21 protein-coding genes are annotated in these 22,337 nt (G+C 70.0%); 11 read left to right on the forward strand and 10 right to left on the reverse strand.

Features of this window, described 5'->3' with window-relative positions:
• Nucleotides 1-46: 46 nt before the first annotated feature.
• The gene (locus tag ACGFWJ_RS17825) at nt 47-925 is read right to left on the reverse strand and encodes a hypothetical protein (protein ID WP_392950380.1); all 879 of its coding nucleotides are present in this window, start codon (nt 923-925) and stop codon (nt 47-49) included.
• Between the two features lie 162 nt (nt 926-1,087).
• On the opposite strand from ACGFWJ_RS17825, the gene ACGFWJ_RS17830 reads away from it, so the two are divergent.
• From ACGFWJ_RS17830 to ACGFWJ_RS17845, 4 genes are all read left to right on the forward strand, one after another.
• Entirely contained in the window at nt 1,088-2,341 is a 1,254-nt protein-coding gene (locus ACGFWJ_RS17830; protein WP_392950383.1) for an MFS transporter, read from the forward strand.
• 58 nt (nt 2,342-2,399) lie between these two features.
• Nucleotides 2,400-3,050: a DsbA family oxidoreductase gene (locus ACGFWJ_RS17835; RefSeq protein ID WP_392950386.1), complete on the forward strand. Its 651-nt coding sequence runs from the start codon at nt 2,400-2,402 to the stop codon at nt 3,048-3,050.
• Nucleotides 3,043-4,014 carry an alpha/beta hydrolase gene (locus ACGFWJ_RS17840; RefSeq protein WP_392950389.1) on the forward strand — a complete coding sequence of 324 codons (972 nt, stop codon included), beginning with the start codon at nt 3,043-3,045 and terminating at the stop codon, nt 4,012-4,014. The genes ACGFWJ_RS17835 and ACGFWJ_RS17840 overlap by 8 nt, the downstream gene beginning before the upstream one ends.
• 215 nt (nt 4,015-4,229) lie before the next feature.
• Nucleotides 4,230-4,385 (forward strand): hypothetical protein, encoded by a 156-nt coding sequence (locus ACGFWJ_RS17845; protein WP_387636175.1) that lies wholly within the window; start codon nt 4,230-4,232, stop codon nt 4,383-4,385.
• A gap of 73 nt (nt 4,386-4,458) precedes the next feature.
• Here ACGFWJ_RS17845 and ACGFWJ_RS17850 read toward each other — a convergent pair whose 3' ends face one another.
• From ACGFWJ_RS17850 to ACGFWJ_RS17860, 3 genes are all read right to left on the reverse strand, one after another.
• Nucleotides 4,459-5,148: an antibiotic biosynthesis monooxygenase gene (locus ACGFWJ_RS17850; protein ID WP_392950393.1), complete on the reverse strand. Its 690-nt coding sequence runs from the start codon at nt 5,146-5,148 to the stop codon at nt 4,459-4,461.
• A gap of 114 nt (nt 5,149-5,262) precedes the next feature.
• Complete coding sequence (locus ACGFWJ_RS17855) at nt 5,263-6,108, reverse strand: SDR family oxidoreductase (RefSeq protein WP_392950396.1); 846 nt, start codon at nt 6,106-6,108, stop codon at nt 5,263-5,265.
• 13 nt (nt 6,109-6,121) lie between these two features.
• Entirely contained in the window at nt 6,122-7,045 is a 924-nt protein-coding gene (locus tag ACGFWJ_RS17860; protein ID WP_392950398.1) for a ScbA/BarX family gamma-butyrolactone biosynthesis protein, read from the reverse strand.
• A 123-nt stretch (nt 7,046-7,168) separates the two neighbouring features.
• Between ACGFWJ_RS17860 and ACGFWJ_RS17865 the strand changes: the two genes are divergently transcribed.
• From ACGFWJ_RS17865 to ACGFWJ_RS17880, 4 genes are all read left to right on the forward strand, one after another.
• The gene (locus tag ACGFWJ_RS17865; RefSeq protein ID WP_392950401.1) at nt 7,169-7,807 is read left to right on the forward strand and encodes a ScbR family autoregulator-binding transcription factor; all 639 of its coding nucleotides are present in this window, start codon (nt 7,169-7,171) and stop codon (nt 7,805-7,807) included.
• A 1,684-nt stretch (nt 7,808-9,491) separates the two neighbouring features.
• Nucleotides 9,492-10,637 (forward strand): RNA polymerase sigma factor RpoD/SigA, encoded by a 1,146-nt coding sequence (locus tag ACGFWJ_RS17870; RefSeq protein ID WP_392950403.1) that lies wholly within the window; start codon nt 9,492-9,494, stop codon nt 10,635-10,637.
• Nucleotides 10,634-13,684, forward strand: a complete 3,051-nt coding sequence (locus tag ACGFWJ_RS17875; RefSeq protein ID WP_392950406.1) for a helicase-related protein — start codon at nt 10,634-10,636, stop codon at nt 13,682-13,684. Before ACGFWJ_RS17870 ends, ACGFWJ_RS17875 begins: the two co-directional genes overlap by 4 nt.
• A gap of 20 nt (nt 13,685-13,704) precedes the next feature.
• On the forward strand, nt 13,705-15,447 hold the full coding sequence (locus tag ACGFWJ_RS17880) for a hypothetical protein (RefSeq protein WP_392950409.1): 1,743 nt from the start codon (nt 13,705-13,707) through the stop codon (nt 15,445-15,447).
• A 337-nt stretch (nt 15,448-15,784) separates the two neighbouring features.
• On the opposite strand, the gene ACGFWJ_RS17885 is transcribed toward ACGFWJ_RS17880, so the two are convergent.
• Nucleotides 15,785-16,078, reverse strand: a complete 294-nt coding sequence (locus ACGFWJ_RS17885) for a DoxX family protein (protein ID WP_392950563.1) — start codon at nt 16,076-16,078, stop codon at nt 15,785-15,787.
• 113 nt (nt 16,079-16,191) lie between these two features.
• The gene (locus ACGFWJ_RS17890; RefSeq protein WP_392950412.1) at nt 16,192-16,767 is read right to left on the reverse strand and encodes a hypothetical protein; all 576 of its coding nucleotides are present in this window, start codon (nt 16,765-16,767) and stop codon (nt 16,192-16,194) included.
• A gap of 347 nt (nt 16,768-17,114) precedes the next feature.
• Here ACGFWJ_RS17890 and ACGFWJ_RS17895 point away from each other — a divergent pair, with 347 nt between their 5' ends.
• On the forward strand, nt 17,115-17,627 hold the full coding sequence (locus tag ACGFWJ_RS17895) for a hypothetical protein (RefSeq protein WP_392950415.1): 513 nt from the start codon (nt 17,115-17,117) through the stop codon (nt 17,625-17,627).
• Nucleotides 17,628-17,630: 3 nt separating this feature from the next.
• On the opposite strand, the gene thpR is transcribed toward ACGFWJ_RS17895, so the two are convergent.
• On the reverse strand, nt 17,631-18,224 hold the full coding sequence (thpR, locus tag ACGFWJ_RS17900; RefSeq protein ID WP_392950418.1) for an RNA 2',3'-cyclic phosphodiesterase: 594 nt from the start codon (nt 18,222-18,224) through the stop codon (nt 17,631-17,633).
• Between the two features lie 104 nt (nt 18,225-18,328).
• Entirely contained in the window at nt 18,329-18,649 is a 321-nt protein-coding gene (locus ACGFWJ_RS17905; RefSeq protein ID WP_392950420.1) for an SAV_915 family protein, read from the reverse strand.
• A gap of 277 nt (nt 18,650-18,926) precedes the next feature.
• On the opposite strand from ACGFWJ_RS17905, the gene ACGFWJ_RS17910 reads away from it, so the two are divergent.
• Both ACGFWJ_RS17910 and lysA read left to right on the forward strand, forming a co-directional pair.
• Nucleotides 18,927-19,124 carry a hypothetical protein gene (locus ACGFWJ_RS17910; protein ID WP_392950422.1) on the forward strand — a complete coding sequence of 66 codons (198 nt, stop codon included), beginning with the start codon at nt 18,927-18,929 and terminating at the stop codon, nt 19,122-19,124.
• A gap of 61 nt (nt 19,125-19,185) precedes the next feature.
• The gene (lysA, locus tag ACGFWJ_RS17915) at nt 19,186-20,538 is read left to right on the forward strand and encodes a diaminopimelate decarboxylase (protein ID WP_392950425.1); all 1,353 of its coding nucleotides are present in this window, start codon (nt 19,186-19,188) and stop codon (nt 20,536-20,538) included.
• A gap of 170 nt (nt 20,539-20,708) precedes the next feature.
• On the opposite strand, the gene ACGFWJ_RS17920 is transcribed toward lysA, so the two are convergent.
• Both ACGFWJ_RS17920 and ACGFWJ_RS17925 read right to left on the reverse strand, forming a co-directional pair.
• On the reverse strand, nt 20,709-21,200 hold the full coding sequence (locus ACGFWJ_RS17920; protein WP_392950428.1) for a peroxiredoxin: 492 nt from the start codon (nt 21,198-21,200) through the stop codon (nt 20,709-20,711).
• A gap of 32 nt (nt 21,201-21,232) precedes the next feature.
• Nucleotides 21,233-22,288: an MDR family NADP-dependent oxidoreductase gene (locus tag ACGFWJ_RS17925; RefSeq protein WP_392950431.1), complete on the reverse strand. Its 1,056-nt coding sequence runs from the start codon at nt 22,286-22,288 to the stop codon at nt 21,233-21,235.
• Nucleotides 22,289-22,337 lie beyond the last annotated feature (49 nt).

A 22,337-nucleotide genomic window follows, 5' to 3' on the forward strand; every position in this document is an offset into this window, starting at 1 on the left:
GAGGCGATACGAGCGGGCCGCTCGTACCGCCTCCCGGGCGGGGTGTTCAGCGCTTGCCGAAGAACGCCAGCAACTCGGGCGGGAAGGCGCCGGACGCCGCGGCCTGCGCGGTGAAGGCCTCGGCCAGCCCTGTCAGCCGGGCCACGGACTCGGCGCCCAGGTGCTCGTACGGTGCGCGGTCGAGCCGGTCGGTCTCCGCCTCCAGCTGCGTGCGCAGCAGCTCGCCGTGCGCGGTCAGCGCCCCGTCCGCGTCCATCAGGCCGCGTTCGCGCAGCCGGCCCTCGGCGGCGGACCAGTCGGCCTCGGTCCAGCCGCGCTTGGTCATCACGACCTCCTTGGGCATGCCGTCGCCGCTCGCGCAGTGCGAGACCAGGGCGTCGATCCCGTCGAGCTCGGCGTGCTGGAGCGCCGCGATGTGGGCGTCGCCGCGGTGTTCGCGCAGCAGGGTGGCGGCGTACCAGAGCGCCAAGTGCGGTTCCTGCGGCACCGGTTGGTCGGCGTGGGCGGAGAACATCGGACGCCCGGCGCGCTGCCCGGCCTCGGCGGCGGACAGCGCGAGCCGGGCGGCCTCGGCCATCCCGGCCGAGGCCAGCGTCTCCTCGCCGAGGTGGCGGCGCAGCAGGGCGTCCACCGCGGCCAGCCGCAGTTCGACGACGGTGGCGGGCGGCACCAGGCTCCACACGTGCGGCAGGTGCTCGGCGATCAGCGGGTGCGCGAAGCCGTAGAACGCGGCCGTGACCGTGCCCGCCGCCACCGGGCCGAGCGGGCCGGCCCGGCCCGCGAGGTAGACGGCCATCGAGTCGTCGACGCCGTACTCCGCCAGGCTCTCGGCGAAGTCCGGGCTGAAGTACACGGTCGAGTGCAGCGCGTTGAGGGCTTCCTGGCAGCGGCGCCCGGCGAGCGGGGACAGCGGAATCGGGGTCATGGCCGAGACGGTAAATGGCGCCCGTGTCATATCGAAAGGCCGCTGTGTCAGAACTGCTGAAACAAATGTCAGAACGAGGAAAAGAATGCCGAATTCGCCGTGGGGGAGCGGAGAGTTGAGGTTCGAGACGTGCGCGAATACGGGCGAGGAAGAGGAACAGTCATGACACACGAGACCAGCGCCGCCGCCGGGCGGCCCGCCGGCGGCCGCCCGCTGCTGGTGACGCTGCTGCTGGCCAGCATGCTCACCACCATGGCCGGGGCGATCGTGGCACCGGCCCTTCCGGCGATGGAGAAGCACTTCGCCGACGTCGGCCACGTCGGGCTGCTGGTGCGCATGGTGCTCACCGTGCCCGGCCTGGCCATCGCCTTCGGCGCGCCGGTGGTGGGTGCGCTGATCGACCGGAGCGGGCGCAAGCCGATCCTGGTCGCCTCGGTCGCCCTGTTCGCCGTGGCGGGCAGCACCGGCCTGTTCCTGAGCAACCTGTACGCGATCCTGGTGTTCCGGCTGCTGCTCGGCATCGCCGTCGCCGGCATCATGACCGCGACCACCACCCTGGTCGCCGACCACTACCCCGGGCAGCAGCGCTCCCGGGTCCTCGGACTCCAGGCCGGCTTCATGGGCTTCGGCGGCGTGGCCTTCCTGTCCCTCGGCGGCGCCCTGGCCGACATCAGCTGGCGCGGCCCGTTCGCCATCTACCTGGTGGCCGTGCCGATGACCTTCCTGACCCTGTGGCTGATCCGCGAACCGCGCCCCGCGGACGGCGCCGCCGCCGAGGCAGAGGCGGCCGACACCGCGGGCGGCTTCCCGAAGCTGGCCTTCGGCATCTACGCCCTGGTCTTCGCCGCCCAGCTGGTCTTCTACGCCATCCCATCCCAACTTCCGTTCTACCTCGACGAGTTGGCCCACGTCGGAGCCGGTGGCAGCGGACTGGCCATCGCCCTGATGAGCCTGTCCACCGCACTGGTCGGACTGTCCTACGGCCGCATCGGAAAGAACCGCAGCCACCGCACCATCGCCGTCACCACCTTCGTCCTGCTGGCGGTCGGTTACACCGCGATCGGCGCCGCCACCGGCGTGCCGCTGGTGCTCGCCGGGCTGCTGGTGGCCGGCGCCGGCATCGGCCTGCTGATCCCCAACCTCAACACCTGGCTGGTGTCGCGCACCCCCGTCGCGATGCGCGGCCGGGCCCTGAGCGGCGTCACCTCGACCCTGTTCCTCGGCCAGTTCGTCTCGCCCCTGGTGAGCCAGCCGGTGAGCGGCTCCGTCGGCATCGGCGGCGTCTACCTGACCGCCGCCGGCTTCGCCGCCGTCGTCGCCGTGCTGGTCCTGCTCACGGTGCGCGGCGGGGCGGCCCGACCGGCACCGCGAACGGACGCCGTACGCAAGCCCGTTGAGGTCCCCGCGGAGGCCTGAGCCGTCAGCCGCCCACCGCCCGCGTCCCGTACGTCCTTTATTCGAGAAAGGCCCCCGAATGGCTCCCGCCGAGACCCCGGTCCGCCGCGTCGAGATCGTCCTCGACATCATCTGCGCACACTCCTACATCGGCTACGCGCGCTTCACCGAGGCCGCCCGCCGCTTCCGCGCCGACGGCGGCCGGCTCGAAGTCACCTTCCTGCCGTTCCAGCTCGACCAGGACTCCACCAGCGAGGGCGAGCCGCTGATCCCCGTCCTGCTGCGCAAGTTCGGCCCCGACGCGCTCGCCAGCACCGAACGCGTCGCGAAGACCGCCGCCGCCGACGGCCTCGACCTGCGCTTCGCCGAGGTCGTGCACACCCAGACCTTCGACGCCCACCGCCAGATCCTGCACGCCGCCCGGTCCGGCCGCGCCGAGGAGATGACCGAACGCCTGTTCCGCGCCTACTTCACCGAGGGCCTCAACGTGGCCGACCCGGACGTCCTCGCCGGCCTCGGCCAGGAAGTCGGAGTCGACAAGCCGATGGCCGACGGCGAGGGCACGGAGGAGACCCGCACCATGCTCGAGCACGTGCACCACCGGATGCGGGTGCGCTCCATCCCGCAATTCCTGTTCGACGACGGCACCGTGCTGAGCGGCGCCCAGCCCGTGAGCGCCTTCGAAGCCGCCCTGCGCGCCGCGGCGCCACACGCGAACGCCCATGACTGAGCCGCAGAGCACCCGCCCACCCCAGGTACGCCGGATCACCCTCGACGCGGCCGGCGTACCGCTCTCGGCCCTGCTCGCCGAGACACCCGCACCGCCGCGCGCCGTCATCGTCGCCATCCACGGCGGCGGCATGAGCGCCGGCTACTTCGACAGCCGGGCCCGCCCCGGACTCTCCCTGCTCACCCTCGGCGCCGAACTCGGCTACACCGTCCTGGCGATCGACCGGCCCGGCTACGGCGCGTCCGCCGAACACCTGCCCGACGGACAGGGCGTCCTGGACCAGGCCGACACCCTGAACGCCGCCCTCGCCGACTTCGCCCGCGACCGCGACATCGGCGGCGGCTTCTTCCTCCTCGCCCACTCCAACGGCGGCAAACTCGCCCTCGCCGCAGGCGCCCGCACCGGCGAACACCCCCTGATCGGGCTCGACATCTCCGGCCTCGGCAGCCGCCTCGCGGTCGAACCGCACCAGATGCCCGGCTCCGACGGCCACGGCGCCTGGCGCAAACACTGGGGCGCGCTGCGCCTCTACCCGCCGGACGCCTTCCGGCTCGGCCGCTCCCTGGTCTCGCCCGTCCCCACCCGCGAGGCCCAGGAGGGCCCGCTGTGGCCCGAGCTCTACCCCGGACTCGCCGAACTCGTCCGGGTACCCGTCCGGTTCACCTTCGCCGAGCAGGAACAGTGGTGGCACTTCGACGAGGACGCCATCGCCGCCCTGCGCAGACCGCTCGCCGCCCCCCGGGTCGCCGTCGACCACCAGCCGGACGCCGGACACAACATCAGCCTCGGCTGGGCGGCCCGCACCTACCACCTGCGCGCGCTGGCCTTCCTGGAGGAGTGCCTGCTCGCCCAGGACGCCGCGCCGCCGCGGCCGGTACGGCGCCGGGCCTCCGCCGAACTCCCGTCATCCGCCGACGAGTTCGACGACCGCCTCGACGACCGTGCGGCCCCCTGCCTGGTCTGACCCCTGCTCCGCCTGTTCCCGCTCGTCCCGCTCGTTCCGACTCGCCTGCTCGTCCCGCTCGTCCTGCTCGTCCTGCTCGTCCTGCTCGTCCTGCTCGTCCTGCTCGTCCTGCGCGTCCTGCTCGTCCTGCGCGTCCTGCGCGTCCCGCGCGTCCCGCGCGTCCCGCGCGTACCGACTCGTTCCGCCTGTTTCGCCGACCCGGAAAGGATCCCCGCGTGACTTCCGACCTGTTGGAGAGCCAAGACCGGACCACCTTCGAGATATTCGGCACCAGGCCCGCCGTCGCGGGCCGCGTGTTCACCCGCCCCGCCCTGCTGGCCGGTGAGGACCGGGACGCCCCGGACCACCACATCTTCCGGGGCACCGACTGACCGGCCCGCGGTGCCCCGGCCCGGTGGGGCGGGCCGGGGTCACCGACCGCCGGGCGGCGTGCTACTCACCCACCTACTCGCCCGCGGAACGGGTGTGCACCACCCGGTAGGTGTTGACGTCCCGCCAGGTGCTCAGCGCCGCGACCCGCTCGTCCACCTTCACCCGCTCCGCTCCCCGCTCGCCCTCCGGCCGGCCCCGGAACGCGTCGTGGGCCTCCTTGCTCTCCCACTGCCCGTACACCACAACGAACCTGCCCTCGACACCGCGGGCGCGCAGCCCGCGCAGCACGGTGTGGGTGCGGTAGCCGGGCACGTCCACCAGCCACCCCTGCGAGGCGCCCAGGGCGTCGATCAGCTCCTCCTGGTCGGCCTCCGCGACGCCGAACAGCTCGATGACCGTCCAGTCGTCCCGCTCGGGCGACAGCTCGGTGCCGCCGGCCTCCCGCTGCTGCGTGAACGCGATCTCGTTCTGCAACAGCCGTACGGAGGTGGCGAGTTGACCGAACGCCGGCGCTGTGCGGCGCTTGAACTCCTCGTCGGCGTAGCGGGCCTCCAGGTCCGCGGCGCTGCGCCACTGGATGAAGTTGGCGGTGCCCGGGCTGTCCTGCCCCGCGTGGACGGTGGTGGAGATCCAGCCCTCGATGTCGGCGGTGTCGGTGACCCCGCGCATGGCCGTCAGCAGCTCCTGCTGCTTCTCCGGGGTGGCGGTGGTGAACAGGTTGAGGACGGTGAGGCGCCCGTCGTTGGCGGTGATCTTCGGCATTCTCTCGGCTCCTGACTTGAGGGAAATTGCGCTGTCCGGGACTCCTGGCTCCGTCCCGAGGCCACTTCAACCGACCGGACAGCGCTTCGAACTGTGCGGCGAACCAGCCGTGCGCTACCCGGCGAAGGCCGCCGCGTGCTCCTCGGCCCAGCCGGCGAAGGAGCCGGCCGGACGGGCCGTCAGCCGCTCCACCGTGGTGTCCACCCCCGTCTTCGCTCCCGCCAACTGCCGCTCGGCACTGGCCAGCAGTGCCTCGGCGACCGGCCCCGGGTACCGCCGCGACCACTGGGCCAGGGCCTGTTCCCGGCCCAATTCCTCGAACCTGACCGGGCGTTGGCGCACCCGGCCGATCCACTCCGCCTGCTCGGCCGCGCTGATGGCCTCCGGGCCGGTCAGCGTGTACGCCTTGCCCTCGTGCCCGGGTTCGGTGAGTGCCTTCACCGCCACCCGCGCGATGTCGCGAGGGTCCACGCACGAGTTGCGCGTCGTGCCGTACAGCGCGCGGACGACACCTTCGGCCCGGACGGTCGCCGCCCAGCCCAGCGTGTTCGACATGAACGATCGCGGCCGGAGGAACGTCCAGTCGAGCCCCGACGCGCGGATGCTCTCCTCCGCCCCGCGCTGCCAGCGGGTGATCAGATCGTCGGCCAGCGGATCCGTGACGGCCGCGGCGGAGAGCTTGACCAGGTGCCGCACACCGGCGTTCCGGGCCGCCGCGACGAAGCGGACGTCGTCCTGCCCGCCGACGTCGCTGGTCACCACGAACGCCGAACTCGCCCCCCGCAAACCGCGCTTCAGCGACTCCTCGTCCCGATAGTCACCCTCAACGACCTCGTCCGCTTCACTCATACGCGTGACACGGCCCGGATCCCTGGCCAGAATGCGCAACGGCACCCGGCCGGACAGCCGACGGACCACCTCGCGTCCCACCGTCCCGGTGGCACCCGTGACCAGGATCATCGTCGCCGCCCGCTCAGCCGAGCTCGCCGCGAAGCGTGGCCTCGAACACCGGACGGTCGCCCTGGCGCCCGGTCACCCGCACGGCCGGCTCCCCGGTCGCCGGGTCCGTGACCTCCTGCGCCTGGATCAGGCAATCCTCGGTCAGCTCCACGTAGTTGAAGAAGGACGCGTCGGCGGCCCAGGGAGCGAACGCCCCCGGCCGGGCCACCGCCGTGGCCGCCTGCCGCGCCGCCTCCAGCAGGAGCATGCCCGGCACGTGGTCCTTGGGGCTCTGGAACAGGGTCCGGTGCTCGGTGTCGACCCGCAGCAGCCACTCCCGTTCCCGCGAGGTGGCCGACAGCAGGACGTCCTCGTCCCGGGAGCGCCCCACCGTCGCCGCCGCGACGGCCGGCACCGTGGGCCGCACCGACAGCAGATCGGTCCGGCCGCCCCGCAGCCGCCGGTACACACCCGGGCTGACCACCTGGAAGTCGATGCTGCCACCGGCCACGGTGACCCCCGCCAGCCGGATCTCGATCCTGGCCTCGGTCGTGCCCCGCGACCTGCCCCCGAAGCCCGGAATCGAGACCCGGACCCGCAGGTCCGTCGGATCCGCCCCGACCGCGAGACGCTCGGGGGAGCAGTGGTACCGCATGTTCTGCAGCACGAACGCCTGACCGACCGGGACGCCGAAGCCCGCGTGCGCCACCAAGTGGACGGACTGGCGCACGGTTTCGGCGACCAGCAGCGGATCCACCCGGCGCCCGGCCATCAGCTCGAAGAAGGGGTGACGCGCGGGCCACTGCCCGGTCAGCACGAAGGTGTCCGCGCCGGTCCGCCGCCAGCCGTGCAGGAACGCGTCCTGGGCGCGGGCGCGGTGGAGCATCTCCAGCGTCGCGATGCCGGATTCCGGCTGAACGTGCAGTGCGTCGGGTGCGGTCAGCGTCGCCTCGAGCATGGTCCCCCCCTTGGGGTAGGTAATGTGTTGTAAAATACAGACTGGACGGTTTCGCTGTACGGTGAGTATGTGTCAGTGTGCGTTCAGTAACCAGCAACGCTTGAGGGGCACGGAGGAGGCTGTATGGCCATTCAGGACAGGGCGATCCGAACCAGAAAGACAATCGTCGCCGCGGCGGCGAAGGTCTTCGAGGAGCACGGGTACCAGGCCGCCACGATCATGCAGATCCTCAAAGAGGCCGGCGTGACAAAGGGTGCTTTGTACTTCCACTTCAAGTCCAAGGAGGACCTGGCCCGCGGGGTCCTCGCGGAACAGGGGCAGACCGCCGAACTGCCCGACCGGAACATCAAGGCCCAGCAGTTGGTCGACCTGGTCATGCTGCACGCCCACCGCCTGCAGACGGACCCGCTGGTCCGCGCCTCGGTGCGCCTGACCCTCAACTCGCTGGAGCAGGACCTCGACCGCTCCGGCCCCTTCCAGGAGTTCGGCAGGATCTGCCGCAGCATCCTCGCCGCCGCGAAGGAACAGGGCGAACTGCTGCCCCATGTCGACGTGGCGGAAGCCTCCGACGTGGTCGTCGGTTCCTTCGGCGGCATCCAGGCCATGTCCGAGGCCCTCACCGGCTACCAGGACCTCGACCGCCGCGCCCAGTCCCTGCTGCGCTACCTGCTGCCGAGCATCGTCGTCCCCTCCGTCCTCGCCGCCCTGCTCTACGGCGCCGACCGAGGTGGTCAGGTGTACGAGGAGTTGACGGCCCCGTAGGGCGAGTCGTGAGCCGCGCCACCGTCATTCCGGGTGGTGCGGCTTTGTGTTGCGGTGCACAGCGACCTTGGCATGACGGCTCCAGCAATGAGAAGCGAACTCTGGCCAGTTGGGTGGATCGCGCGCGGGCGAACGTGAGCGGGCAGTCGCACCGCACGTCCCACTGATCGCCGCATCACCCTGATCGAATAACAGCCACTACACCCCGTACGCCCGCCGAACAAATCGGACGCCACACCCCAGAGCGCCCCGCACAAGCTCCGAGGCGGCCGGCTGACTTCATCGATCAGGAGCAAGTAGCCAATAAGATACAGGCGGGTCGGTTTTTAATCAAGGCTCCCTCGAGCACCCCTCGAGCACTCTGTGCAGCCCCCGTCACAGCCCGGACTCGACCAGTGCGCACCCGTCCCGCGTGACGTGGTGGGGACCTGGCCGGAGTAGCCGACCACCCGGCAGTGACTGCTCACCGTGAGCCGGGGCGCCTTCGAGTCCTCCTCCAGCCGAATGCTGAAGCCGCCGTACATCCCGGGCGCGCCGAACCACAGCTCCGGATCGGCCAGTTCGGTCAACACGCACACCTGCGGCAGCACCAGCGCCGCCTCGACGTGTACGCACCCGGATCAGCGCATGAAGAAAGTGCTCCATCGCCCGCGGATCCTCCTCCCGCACCGCATGCACCGGCGCCGGCTCCAACAACGGCACCAGAGTGTCCCGCCCGAGCCGCCCCGCGACATCGACCGGCCGTTCCCCCTCCGTCGACCGCAACGTCCGCCAGCCCCGGCGTCCACCAACTCCCGAACCACCGCGACCGGGGCGCCATGCCGCGCAGCCTTGTGCAACAACGCCCACCCGCTGGGCCCACCGGTCCGACGGTTATTCGCCATCCCGGACACCTCCGCAACGGCACCCAGCACAACCGACCAGTCCCCCGATGTGCCGCCTCGGCCACCTCGTCCCGCCGCGCCTGGTCCAACTCATGCCGCTGCCCTCGCTCCGCCACCCCATCCCACTCGACCACCCGGCCCCCCTCACTCCACCGCACCGACCCCCGACGGGACGAGCGTGCGCGGCAGGGCCGTTCTCCGTCAACACCGCTACTGCCGGTCGGGCACGATCGATGCCTGCGACAAGTGGGGTCGTCCTCTCTGTGATTGGACGTGTCAGTGGCAGAGGGCTCGATCACCGCTAATTCCGGAGGCGGAGGGTGGCCGAAGGTCTCGACGTGAATAAACCACCCGCTCGGCGCTGTCGCAGCTAAATTGTCGACGCGCCACTTCAAGCCCCCGAAGTAGGTGGAATTTTGAGAGATTTCGAGATCAAATCGAGGTCCGTTGAGATCCTCACTGGCGCGGCGGGCGTGTGCGCCTGCTGACGGATGCGCTCATGTCAATCTCCCAACTAGGCTAATTGGGGGAAGGGTTGAGCTCCACGCAGCCAACTTAGCCAGCCGGAAATCTGGCGTCAACGAATCGGACAAAACGCCTGGACGGGCATTTAAAGAATGAATCGCCGCGTCCCGTATCAAGATGGAACTAATCCGGATGAAGTGAACTTGATTTGCTTTTTCTTGGCGTGCCGCTCTAGCTTTTTTGCTGAGCGCCCTGAATGGGTGGCGGCGGGGGTTTCGCCGAGTTGATGATATTACTTTTCGAGTTCACGGGAGGCGTTCTCGCTAATGGAACGCGTGATCGAGGTCTTCGTTGGGGTGTTACTGGAGGATTGTGAGCGCCTTGGTCGGCTTGAACGGGCTCATGTCATTCAGGTGGCAAGCCGTCGGGGCATCACGCCGCAGCAACTGGACCGTACGCTTGCGGTTCTTCGTTCGCACGGGCTGCTTGACGGAGGGCCTGCTGTTGCGGGGATGAGTCGCGGCGGGCCTGTCATCACCGACGCTTGCGCTGCTGCGCCGGCCCGCCCGAGCTCCTCACCTCGCCAGATCGGGCGTCATCGTCTCCTGAGTGCCGAGGAGGAGGTGCAGCTCGGTCGGCGAATCCAGATGGGAGAACGCGCCGCTCAGTCTTTGGCGGCCGGAGAGGATCTGGGGGAGGCCGTGGAGCTGGTGCAGGACGGTCACGCCGCTCGCAGAACACTGGTTCGACACAACGTGAGACTCGTGATCGACATCGCGAGGCGCCACCTCCCGGGTGCGGGAGACCTGGACCTCGACGACCTGATCCAAGAGGGCGTCCTGGGGCTCAACCGCGCGGCACAGAAGTTCGATCCGACGATGGGCTTCAAGTTCTCGACGTACGCGACCTGGTGGGTCTGGCAGGCGGTCATTCGGGCCATTGCGAACACCGGTTCGACAGTACGACTTCCCGTCCGTGTCCACGGAGACCTGCGACGCGTGAACCGTTATGCGCGCGGTTTCGAGGAGCGCAACGGGCGAGCGCCCACCCTGGCCGAGTTGGCCGAGGGGCTTGGGGAAAAGGCGGGCGAGGTTCGGGCGCTGTTGGACTACTCCGCGCCTGTCGTTCGACTGGATGTTCCGGTCAACAGGGAGGGAGGGGCAACTCTGAGCGACCTAGTACTTGCCTCCAGAGCCGAACTCCCCGAGGAAGGGACCATCCACGAACTCCTGCGGAGGCAAATCCTCGACACGATCGAGGCCGAGCTGGTCGGCCTGGATCCGAGGCTCGCCCGGCTGCTGGAGGGCCGATTCGGCCTGGACGGCGAGGTGCCGATGACGCTGGACGCGTTGGGCAAGGAGTTCGGCTGCACCCGTGAGCGCGTGCGTCAGTTGGAAAAGAAGTTGTTCGATCGGCTGCGAGCCAACAACAAACTCAGGACCTTGACAGCGGAGTACTTGGCGATGGAGGCAGTGGCGTGACGCAGGACGTGGTTGAGGCACAGACCCGGTTCCTGGACTGGCTCGATGGTCGGGTGGCGGCCGAGGGCCGCGGCGATGCCGACAGCGTCTTGGACACCGATCCGTCCGGGGTGTACTGGCTGGGGCGGCTCGCTCCCGAGAGCGAAGCGGCCTTGATCGGCCGGGAGCGCCGAATGGACCCGTGCGCCGTTGGCATGCGGGTACGGCCTGCCCACGTCGGGCCTTGGTCATTTGTGGTCCGGGTGCGGGCACTGGCTTGGAGCCGGGTGGGTAACTCCCAAGAGCGGAACGAGAAGTGGGAGAAGACGGCGGCGATCGACGTGCCGCTCCGGATTGAGGTCCCCATGGGTGCGGTGGGGCGTGCTTTCGGCGGGCGCCGGATCGCTGATGCCCTACATCTGGCGGGGGCGGTGGGCTCGAGCGCCGAGGTACGGGTGACCGACGAATCCTGGCGTGGGTCGCCGGAGCTTGTCGTGGAGCTCGTGAACACCACCGCTGAGGGGCCTCGGCAGCGCGGCGAGCGCCACCTGTTCGAGGTCGAGCTTCGGGTGCTTGAGCTTCCTACCCGTCCGTTTTTGCTGGAGTCGTTGCCCGATAGCTTCCGCTATGACCGGCGTCTCCCCGCCATCGGGATCAACTGCGGCGTGGCTGTCCTTGGCCCTGAGGAGCTGGCCACCACCGACCGGGTGGTGGTTGACCGGCGCCGTCCTGAGTACACCTTCGGGCGGACCGATGCCAGGACATTGCCGTTGACGTTCGAGCGTCTGTCGGAGGACCCGGTTCCCACGCTGACACAGCTTGTCGACGCCTACGCGGCGTGGGGTCGTGATCACTGGTCTGCCGACAGCCTGCGGCATCGCGCCGCTGAGGAACGTTGGCAACCCGAGATGATCGAGCAAGCGCGGGTGGCCGCCGGTGAGCACACCGCGGAACTGCGGCGGCTGCGAGCTGGCGTGGCAGCGCTCGAGGCGGACACCGACCTTCGCACAGCGTTCCGGCTGATGAACCTGGCGATGCGCCGAGCGGCCTGCGGCCGATATGAGGGCTGGCGGCCGTTCCAGATCGGCTTCGTCGTCTCGGTGTTGCCCTCGCTCGTTCGCGAGGGGGCTGACTGGCAGACGGTTGAGACTGTGTGGTTCGCCACCGGCGGCGGAAAGACTGAGACGTATCTGGGCCTGCTCGTCCTCGCGGCCTTCTACGACCGTCTGCGGGGAAAGCTGGCGGGAATCACCGCATGGAGCAGGTTCCCGCTGCGCATGCTGTCGCTGCAACAGACCCAACGCTTCGCCGACGCGCTGGCCGCCGCCGAGTTGGTGCGCCGTGACAGTCATGTGGGCGGTGAGCCGATCTCGCTCGGCTACTTCATCGGCGCCGGCGCCACCCCGAACGAGATCCCCGCAGCACCCACCGAGTACAACCCGATCGATGTCGACGATCCAGAGATGGCGAATCGGTACCGAGTGCTCTCCGCGTGCCCGTTCTGTGGTTCGGAGCGAGTCCGTATGAAGTTCCACCGGGGTGACTGGACGTTGCGCCACCTTTGCCCGGCTACCGGGTGTCCCTCCGAAGGCCAGCCGCTCCCGGTGTACGTGGTCGATCAGGAAATCTACCGGTTCCTGCCCACCGTGATCATTGGCACCTTGGACAAGGCCGCGCTGATCGCGATGCAGGGGAGCATGCGCGCCTTCATCGAGGGGCCGGCAGGTCACTGTTCGCGGCCGCGTCACGGCTTCACCTACGCCAAGCGGTCCAAGCGTCCGAACGGCTGTCTGGTGCCCGATTGCCAGGGGGATGTGACTCCTGTGGCCCCGACGATTCGCCGGCGGTTCGCCCCCTCCTTCCGGCTTCAGGACGAGCTGCACCTCTTGCGTGACTCCCTTGGCGCGGTGGATTCCCACTACGAGTCGCTGCTGGACGCGCTGCAACTCGAGCTCACCGGTGGCACTTCGAAGATCATTGCCTCATCGGCGACCCTGACTGGCTTCGAACGTCAGGTACGGGTCCTGTACAACCGCCCGGGGCGGGTTTTTCCTGTCCCCGGCCCCTCGGCCCGCGAATCCTTCTGGACTCGTGAGACGGACAGTCTGCTTCGCAGGTTCGTCGCGGTTTGGCCCCGCGGGGTCACCCTTGAGTGGGTGTCCGACCGCACCACCACCATCGTGCAGCAGTCGGTGCGCCGACTCCTCGATGAGCCTGATGTCGTGTGTTCGCAGGCCCGCGTCGACCGTGTCCATGTGCCCATGCTTCTGAACCTGTACGGCACGCACGTGGTGTACGGGAACACCGTACGAGACGTCGAAGGCGCTCACCGCTCCCTGGGCACCCAGGTCCCCGTCGCACTGCTGAACGTGGCTCAGCTGACCGGTCAAACCCCGTTCGAGGAGGTCCGCGAAACGCTGGGGCGTCTGCTGCGCCCCGAGGGCGATTTCCACGACCGTCTGCACGTCATCACGGCCTCGTCGATGATCTCCCACGGTGTCGATGTCGACCGCTTGAACATCATGACCGTGCTCGGCGTACCGCTGACCACAGCCGAGTTTATCCAGGCGACCGCGCGCGTAGGGCGAACCCATCCCGGCCTGGTCTACGTCATCCACAAGATCGGACGAGAACGCGACGCCGCGGTGTTCTCGCACTTCACCCCCTTCATCGAGCAGGGTGACCGATTCGTGGAACCCATCCCGGTCACCCGTTCCAGCCGCCGTGTTTTGGAGCTGACGACCAGTGCGGCCATCGAGGCTCGCCGCCTCTTCGTCCATGAGCCGCGGTCTGCCGGCGGCAGGTTGACCACCGTGGACCTGTTGCGTAAGTACTCCAGCCAGACCGGTCTGGCAGCCGGTGAGGAGGCGCGAGCCTGTGCGGCCGCCTTGGGGCTGGACGAACATCACCACCTGGCTCTCGGAGACGTAGTCCAACAATTGGAGACGTACTTCATGCGCCTGGAGAATCCCGGCGATGGTGCCAGGTGGCCACACCAGTTGCTCAAGCGTTCGCCCATGCGGTCGCTGCGAGACGTCGAGGTCCAAATCCCCGTCAGCGACGACTAGCCGAATCCGGAGAGCACATCATGAAGGACAAGCGCAGCGGATCGCAGATCCTCTACGGCTTCCTGCCCCAGCAGACCGCTGACCTCAAGGGCGGGATCTGGCGGACTGTCGAGTGGAAGGATCCTCGTCCAATCGACGTTGACGACACGATCATCCGTAACCGCCTGATCGCCGAACTTCAAGGCTGGGTTGACCACGGCATGGACCCAAGTACCGTCAACTTCCTGCGCTCCGGCGGACCAATCGAGGTCGTCGCCGTCAATCCCGAGCGCGGTGTTCGCGTCGAGCGCTTCCCGCTGGTCTGGGTGTGCCGGGTCTGTCGCCGACTGGAGACGGGGCATCCCAAGAGCTGTCGATGCGGCAACGATCGCTGGGAGCAACTGCACTTCGTCAGCTTCCACGATTGCGGAACGCTCGAACAGCCCGTCATTCCCACCTGCCGCGAGCACCACCAGGTGCGAATGCCGCACCAGTCGAGCATGGACGCCACTCGCATTCGCTTCGAGTGTCCCGTCTGCCATCGGGAGCTTCAGAAGGGCTTCGGCTATCGGAAGTGCCCGTGCGGCCGTCGCTACTCCGATGCCAAGAACGCCGAGACCATGCGCTACAACGTTCACCGGTCGGCCAGCGTCTACACGCCTCAGACCTTCACCCAAGTGAACCCCGCGAGCCGTGCGGCAATGCGCCGCGTCACGGAGTCGGGCGGACCGCGCCGCGCGCTGACTTGGGCCCTGGGCGGGTTCGAGGACGCGGAGCCTGGCGCGGGACGCCAAACCCAGAGTTCCTTGGTCGACCAGCTGGTCGCCTCTGGGCTGACACGGACATTGGCGGAACAGATGACCGCCATCGCCAGCGGCGCAGGGGAATTGAGCCCTGAGGAAAACCTCGGCGCACTGGCCGGCGCGCCCGATCAGATCGCCGCCGCCGAACGTGAGGCCGTCGATGTCGCGTTGGCGGCCACCGACAAGGGCTCCCGCAGGCGCATCGCCGACCTGGTCACACCAACGACACCCGCCGATGCCCTGCACCGCTATCAGGTGGAGTACCCAGCCGGTCTGCACCGGGCTGGGCTGACTGGAGTCGATCTGTTCACAGACTTCCCGGTCCTCAAAGCCGTCTACGGCTACACCCGCGGAAGCGGCGAGCCAGGTGCCTCGCGCCTGAGCCTGTTCACAGGGCGGAGCGGCCGACGCGTCTACGCCGATCTGCGGGCCACAGAGGCTCTCTTCTTCCGGCTCAACCCGATGCTGGTCCACGCCGCCCTTGTCCAACGTGGACACGCTCTGCCGCCGGCCGCCGACACGCGGGCCGCTCGGAGCGTCCTCGCCGCCCACGTCATCCCGCCGTCGCGCTTCAGCGACCCGGAGGATGCGACATCCGTGGGCCGGGATCTCCTCACCCTCATCCACTCATACGCTCATCGAGCCATCCGCCAACTCGCTGTGTTCGCCGGCGTGGATCGCGAGGGCCTGGGTGAGTACCTCATTCCCCGCCACAACGGCTTTTTCCTCTTCGCCGCCAGCCGGGGCGACTTCGTACTCGGCGGGCTTCAAGCCGTCTTCGAGAACGACCTTCATCTTCTTCTCGCCAACATCGCGGGTGCCGAGTCGCGATGCGCCATGGACCCCGCTTGTGAACGCAACGGGGGTGCCTGCAACGCCTGCCTGCACCTCGGCGAACCCGCCTGTGATCACTTCAACCGTTACCTCGACCGAACAGTCCTCTTCGGTCAAGCCGGGTTCTTGGCCACTGCCACGCCGTGATCCGACCTCTTGATGGCGAAATGCGCCCCACGAACCAACTCGGTCACAGATCACGTGAGGGGTCAGCTGGGCGCCCGCGCCATGTGGCAGATCGTGAGCGTGATCCTCAAACGACTGTCTCGTATCTCGGTTTGCAGCGCGAGGGCATTCACCTGGCCGGGCCTCCGGCGTCAGCCGGTGACGAGGGCGTGGGTGCCGTCCGGGTAAACGCGGCCGCTTCGGAGCCCGGCTCACCTGAGGGCGCGGAACCTGACAGTGAATTGATCATCCGTCAACATCATTACAGTAGCGGCGACTTGGTGTGCGGTCACCTGCCTTTCCCTCCCGCCCGGCGCGGTCAGCGCGGGAGGTGGAGGAGGTGGGCCGTCTCGGTGCGCCGGTGCCAGGCGATGACCGCGAGCGGGACCATGAAGAGGAACGGGGTGCCCGCGTTCTCGCCGTGCATGGCGGTGATCTGGGTGAGGAACGCGAACAGCAGGAAGACGATCAGGCCGGTCGCGGCGGGGCCGGCCAGGCGGGGGAGCAACAGGCCGATGGCGCCGACGAGTTCGATCAGGCCGGTGAGGTACATGAACCAGTGGCCCGCGCCGATCGCGTCGAAGACGGTGGTGGCGGCGGGCATCGCGAGCAGCTCGGGGAGGGCGAAGAAAGAGAGCCAGCAGGATCCGCAGCGTCCATACGGTCCGGAGGACGGTCTTGCGGGAGTTCACGGGGGCGGTGGCGACGGTGCCGGACATGAGGGTCTCAGGGGATCGGCTGCTGCTTTCGTAGGTTGGACGGCAGCGGTCGCGAGAACTCATCGCAGGGGCTGTTGGTCATGCGGGCCACCTCGGTTACGCCTGTGCCGCCGATTTCTTTCATTCGGCTGTGGATCGACTGCCGCAGGCCGGTGCCGCCGGTGCGGGTGAGGGCGGTGTCCAAGCCGCAGCCGTCGTCGACCACGGTGACGGCGATGCCGTCGCCCTGCCTGGTGGCGGTCAGGTGGGCGGTCGACGTGCCGGCGTGGTGTCGGACGTTGTTCAGTGCCTCCGTGACGGCGGCGGCCAGCGAGCTGGCGACCAGGGCCGGGAGGGCGGGCAGGGCGTGGTAGCGGGCGCTGACGGTGAGTCCGATGCCTTCGGTGTGGGAGACCGCCTGTTCCAGCACCTCTCCGGCGGCGACGTTGCCGTTCTGGCCCTCCCCCTCGTCCAGGCGTTGGATCAGCCGCCGAAGGTAGGACGCCTCGCGGGCGCAGCGCTCGCGGAAGCGTGATGCGGTGGGGTCGATCCGCTGCTGGGCGACGCATTCGGCGCGGCGGGTGCGGGCGGTCTCGGCGCGCACCGCCCGTTCCCGGGCCGTAGCGGTAGTAGACCACCCAGGTGTCGCCGCACCGCCGGTCGGAGACCACGTACGGACCGACCTCGTCCTTCAGCTCTACTGCTAGCGGGTCCAGCAGCCGCCGCGCGCTCTCCGCGTCCGGCGGGTATACCGCGCGGAACTTGCCGGCCTGCGACCGCGCCGCGTGCTTGTGGTGCCTCTTTGGGGGGGCTTGGCCTGCGCCGCATCGGACCTGGTCGGACGACTGCCGGGAACCGCAACGAGATCGACGCGAAGCCGTGCCGGGGCGGCTACCCGACTGGGGAAGGCTGACACCGGCAATCACCCTGGGAGCAGCAGAAGTTGACGACGTGGAGAACCATGGACGACGGCAGCGGCTCGCGGTCGCGGCGGTCGCCGGCTGCCTGGCGCTGCCCCTGCTGTCCGCGTGCACGCCTGCCTGGGACCGGGTCTTCGGCGTGCGGGTGGTGGATGGGCACCTCGTGATCGATCCCGCCCGGTGTCCGAACGAGAAGGTGAACGACGTGATGATCAGGACCAGGGTGAACGGGGAGGAGGGGGAGAACCACTGGTTCGCGAGCCCGGACACCATGGAAACGAAGGTTGACCAGGTCGATTCGGGGGCGCTCGCCCCGGGCTGGACGGGGAGCGGTGACGCGCCCGGCCTCCGGGCCGACGCGACCTACTCCTTCACGGTGACGGTCAGCCGGGGTGACCGGCCGCACACCGGCGCGTTCACGGTGGACGGTGCGGTCCTGCTGGGGTTCGGCGCGGACCAGGTCGTCCGAGGCCAGGGCCGGCACGAGCAGGAGGTCATGACGCTCGCGGACTACCGGGCCGTGGCCGACTCGCGCTGCCGCTGACGGCTACGGCTGCGAAGGAGTGGCGGCGGCGAACGGCCAGGCGGTGATGTCCCGGTAGTGGATCGGGCCGGGGCCGCGGCCGATGTTGCTGCCGACCAGGTGGAGCCGGTCGGTGTGCCAGCTGCGCCCGGTGAAGCCGGCCAGGTCGGCGGCCACGGCCGGGACGCCGAGCGGGTCGTCGCGGCGGGCCCGGGCCAGCGTGAGGTGCGGGCGCAACGGGCGCTCCAGGAAGTCGATCCCGCAGGACCTGACCAGCCGCCGGACCTCGTCGGCGAGGGCGTGCAGCCCCGTCAGGTCGCCGTCGATGCCGCTCCACAGCAGCCGGCCGTCGAAGTGTCCGCCGCCACGCAGCCGCAGCTCCAGGGCCGGCCGCGAGCCGGCGGTGCCGGCCAGTGCGGTGAGCAGCAACGGCACGACGGCGGTGGGGAGTTCACCGAGGAAGGCGAGCGTGATGTGCCAGTCCTCGATCCGGTTCCAGCGCAGCTGCGGGTGGGCGGCGTAGGCGGGCGCCAGCGCGCGGGCCAGTTCGTCCTTGGCCTCGTCGGGCGGTGCCAGCGCCACGAATATGCGCCGGGTCGGGGGCTCTTCGGGGCTCACCGCCCAGCACCGCCTTCAGCTCCCGGGCGGCCACCGGCCTGGCCACCACCTGCAACAACCGTACACACCACGAACCCAGCCGGTTCCCAGCCCGTACCCGCAGGTCAGGCTGCGACTCCTCCGAGGTCCAGCGGGATCGGGGCCGCTGCGGTCAGTTGCGGGTCGAGGGTGAGCGCGCTGACGCCCAGCGGCTCGAACAGGGCGCGCAGCGCGGGCTCGGCGAGCGAGATCCAGGGCTGGCCGGGGCCGAGCACGGCGATCAGCTGCTGCTCCGACGAGAAGGCGACCGCGGTGCGGTCACCGACGGCGGTACGGAAGACACGGACCGTGTGGCCCAGCGGGCCCGGCCGGACGGGTACCACCAGCCGTCCGGCCGGGGTGCGTTCCGAGGGCTTCGGACGGACGGGGTGCAGCTGCTGCTTCACGGCATACCTCCACACAACGGTCGAGACACCAAGCGCCGCTCGCGGGCGCAGCAGAGACGCTATCCCCGCTCACCACCGGGGCTGTTACCTTCCGGCAAGATTCGTACGGCCCGTTGACGCGCGCCCCGTGACGCCCGTCAACGTCCCGTCAGGGCAAGGCCGATCGGTGTAGCCCCTGCGTCAAGGAGGGGTGCGATCGGCGCGCGCCGGGCTTGCACTGGAGTGGTCGGGGCCCGGACGAAGGCCCCCGTGACCTCCAGGCGAAAGCGAGCCCACCATGACCGACCTGCAACTCGTCCCCGCGAACCTGCTGAACCCCGCCCCGAGCACGCAACAGGACCGACCCGACGACGCGATCCTCCGCCGCCTGCTGCGCGCACCGGCCCTCGACGCCGCACCCGACCGCACCAACGACCACCCCGAAGGCCGCCCCGCCGCCGGACACTGCCGCTTCACCATGCACTACGAGGACTGACGGCGCCCCGCACGCCGGGCCGAAGCCCGTACCCTCCCGTCGAGCCCAGGAGAACCCCGCGATGACCACCCTGTCCACCCGCCCGCTCGCGCGCCCGCAGGACCCGTCGCCCCGGCCCCTCGGCAGCCCCTGGCCCGTGTCCGCCGTTCCCGGGCGCGGCGGCGACGTGCTGCTCGGCGGTGTCGGCCTGCGCGAGGCCGCCGAGCGCTTCGGGACCCCGCTGTACGTGCTCGACGAGGACGAGGTCCGGCTGCGCGCCCGGGCCTACCGCCGCGCCCTGCCGCAGGCCGACGTGCTGTACGCCGCGAAGGCGTTCCTGTGCACGGCGATGGCCGACTGGATCGCCGACGAGGGCCTCGGCCTCGATGTCTGCTCGGCCGGCGAACTGCGTCTGGCCGCCGCCGCGGGCTTCCCGCCCGGGCGGATCCTGCTGCACGGCAACGCCAAGTCCCCGGAGGAGCTGCGCCTGGCCCGCCGCCTGCGGGTGGGCCGGATCGTCGTCGACAACCTCGCCGAGATCCCGCGCCTGGCCGCCCTCACCGCCGCCGACACCCCGCAGCGCGTCCTGGCGCGCGTTCTGCCCGGTGTCGCGGCCGGACACCACAGCGCCGTCCGGACGGGCGTCGACGGGCAGAAGTTCGGCTTCTCGATCGCCGCAGGCGAGGCCACCGAAGCCGTCCGCCGCATCCTCGCCCAGCCCGGCCTCCGACTGGCGGGCCTGCACTGCCACCTCGGCTCGCAGATCACCGACACCGCCCCCTACCTCACGGCGCTGGACCGCCTGGTCGAGCTGCTCGCCCGGATCCGCGACCGGCACGGCGTCGAGCTGCCCGAACTCGACCTCGGCGGCGGCCACGGCGTCCGCTACCTCCCCGGCGACCCGGAACTCGACCCCGCCCGATTCGCCGCCGAGATCACCGCCCGGCTGACCGCCCGCTGCGCCGAACACGGCCTTGCCGTACCGAAGTTGACGGTGGAGCCGGGTCGGGCGATCGCCGCCCCCGCCGCAGTCGCCGTCTACCGGGTGCTCTCCGTGAAGCACACGGCCGACGGCCGCGCCTTCGCCGCCGTCGACGGCGGCATGAGCGACAACCCGCGGCCCGCGCTCTACGGCTCCGCCTACACCGTCCGCCCGATCGGCCGCACCGGCACCGCCCAGACCAGGCCGTTCGACGTGGTGGGCTGCCACTGCGAGGCCGGCGACCTGCTGGCCCGCGACGCGCCGCTCCCCGCCGACCTGCGGCCGGGCGACCTGCTGGCCGTCCCGGCCGCCGGGGCGTACCACCTGTCGATGGCCTCCAGCTACAACCACGTGGGCCGCCCGGCCGTCGCCGCGGTCCGCGAGGGCCGGATCCGGCTGCTGATCCGCCGGGAGACCGTCGACGACTTCCGCACCCGCGAGGTCGGCCGCTGACCGGCCCGGCCGGCTCAGGCCGCTGACCCGTCCGGCCGGCTCAGGCCGCTGACCGGCCCGGCCGGCTCAGGCCGCTGACCGGCCCGGCCGGCTCAGGCCGCTGACCGGCCCGGCCGGCTCAGGCCGCTGACCCGTCCGGCCGGCTCAGGCCGCTGACCGGCCCGGCCGGCTCAGGCGGGTGAGGAGGCCAGTGCGGCGAGCTGTTCGATCAGCGTGCCGGGCCGCTGGAAGGTCAGCCCGGCCAGTGCGACGTGCCGCCAGCGGACCACCCCCTCGTCGTCCAGCACGAAGACCGAGCGGCGCACCCCGATGCCCGGCGCGGTGATGCCGTAGAGCTTGGCGACCCGCTCGCCGGTGTCGGCCAGCAGCGGCAGGTGCAGGCCGCGCTTGCGGGCGAAGCGTTCGTGACTGTCGAGGTCCTGGCCGCTGATGCACCAGACGGCGGCGCCGAGTCCGGTGAACTGGTCGAGCTCGGAGTTGTAGGAGCAGAGCTGCCGGGTGCAGACCAGGGTGTCGTCACCCGGATAGAAGACCAGTACGAGCGGGGTGCCCTTGGCGTCCGCGAGCCGGTACTCGCGGCGGTGGGCGGTGTCCTGGTCGAGCTGTACCCCGGCCAGCGTGAAGTCGGGGGCGGGCGTGCCCGGTTCGGGCGGTCGGGCCATCGTGGTGTCCTTTCCGAGGGGGCGGCAGTGGTTCAGAGTTCGACAACTACCTTGCCCCGGTTGGCGGTTCGGGCCTCACCGTACAGGCTCTGGTAGGCGGTGGGGATGGCGTCGAAGCCCTGGTGGACGGTCTGGCGGTGGAAGATCTCGCCGCTGCGGACCAGGCTTCCGACCTCGGTGCGGAGTGCGGTCCAGTTGGGCTCGGTGAACCACTCGGGGGCGAAGATCCCGCGGACGGTGGTGCGCGGGAACATGATGTACGGCAGCAGGCGGGGCCCGGTGTGGTCGTTGCCGACCTGGGTGGCCCACTGCCAGCAGACCGCGACCTGGCTGTCGACGTTCAGCATCGTGAACGCCGCGTCGGTGATCGCGCCGCCGAGGTTGTCGAGGTAGCGGTCGATGCCGTCGGGCGCGGCCTTCCGCAGCAGTTCGCCGATCCGGTCGGGGTGGTCGCCGTGCCGGTAGAGGAGCGGTTCGATGCCGAGGCCGGTGAGGTGGTCGGCCTTCTGTTCGGAGCTGGTGGTGCCGATGACGCGGGCGCCGGCCCGGGTGGCGAGCTGTCCGAACAGCGAGCCGACGGCGCCGCTCGCGGCGCTGACCAGGACGGTGTGGCCGGGGCGGACGGTCATGAACTTGGTCAGGGTGCCCCAGGCGGTCATGCCGGGGCCGCCGAGGATGCCCAGCGCGGTGCTGATCGGCAGGGTGTCGTCGTAGTGCGCGGGGTCGAGGCGGCGGTAGTCGGGGAAGATCATCGGGAAGGTTCCGGTCTGCCACAGCCGGGCCTCCCCGGTGCCGACCAGGTGGGTGCACCAGCCGCCGTAGCCCTGCACCAGGTCGCCGACCGCGAACCGGGCGCGCGGCCCGGCGGCCACCACCTCCATGACGGCGTCGCCGCCCATCAGGTCGCCGATCGGGGTGTCCAGGGTGATGCCGTGCAGGTAGGGGTCGAGCGAGAGGTAGCGGGTGCGGAACAGCATTTCGTCGTCCCGCAGTCGGATGTCGGTGTCCTCGACCACTTTCCGGTACATCCGTCGGGCATCGGGCACTCCGTCGAGGTGTTCCTGGACGACCCACTTGGCGATCTGCACGGTGCTGTTCTCCTCAACGATTCAACGATTCAACGATTCAACGACTCAA

This window comes from Kitasatospora sp. NPDC048407 (genome assembly GCF_043200475.1).
Taxonomy (GTDB): Bacteria; Actinomycetota; Actinomycetes; order Streptomycetales; family Streptomycetaceae; genus Kitasatospora.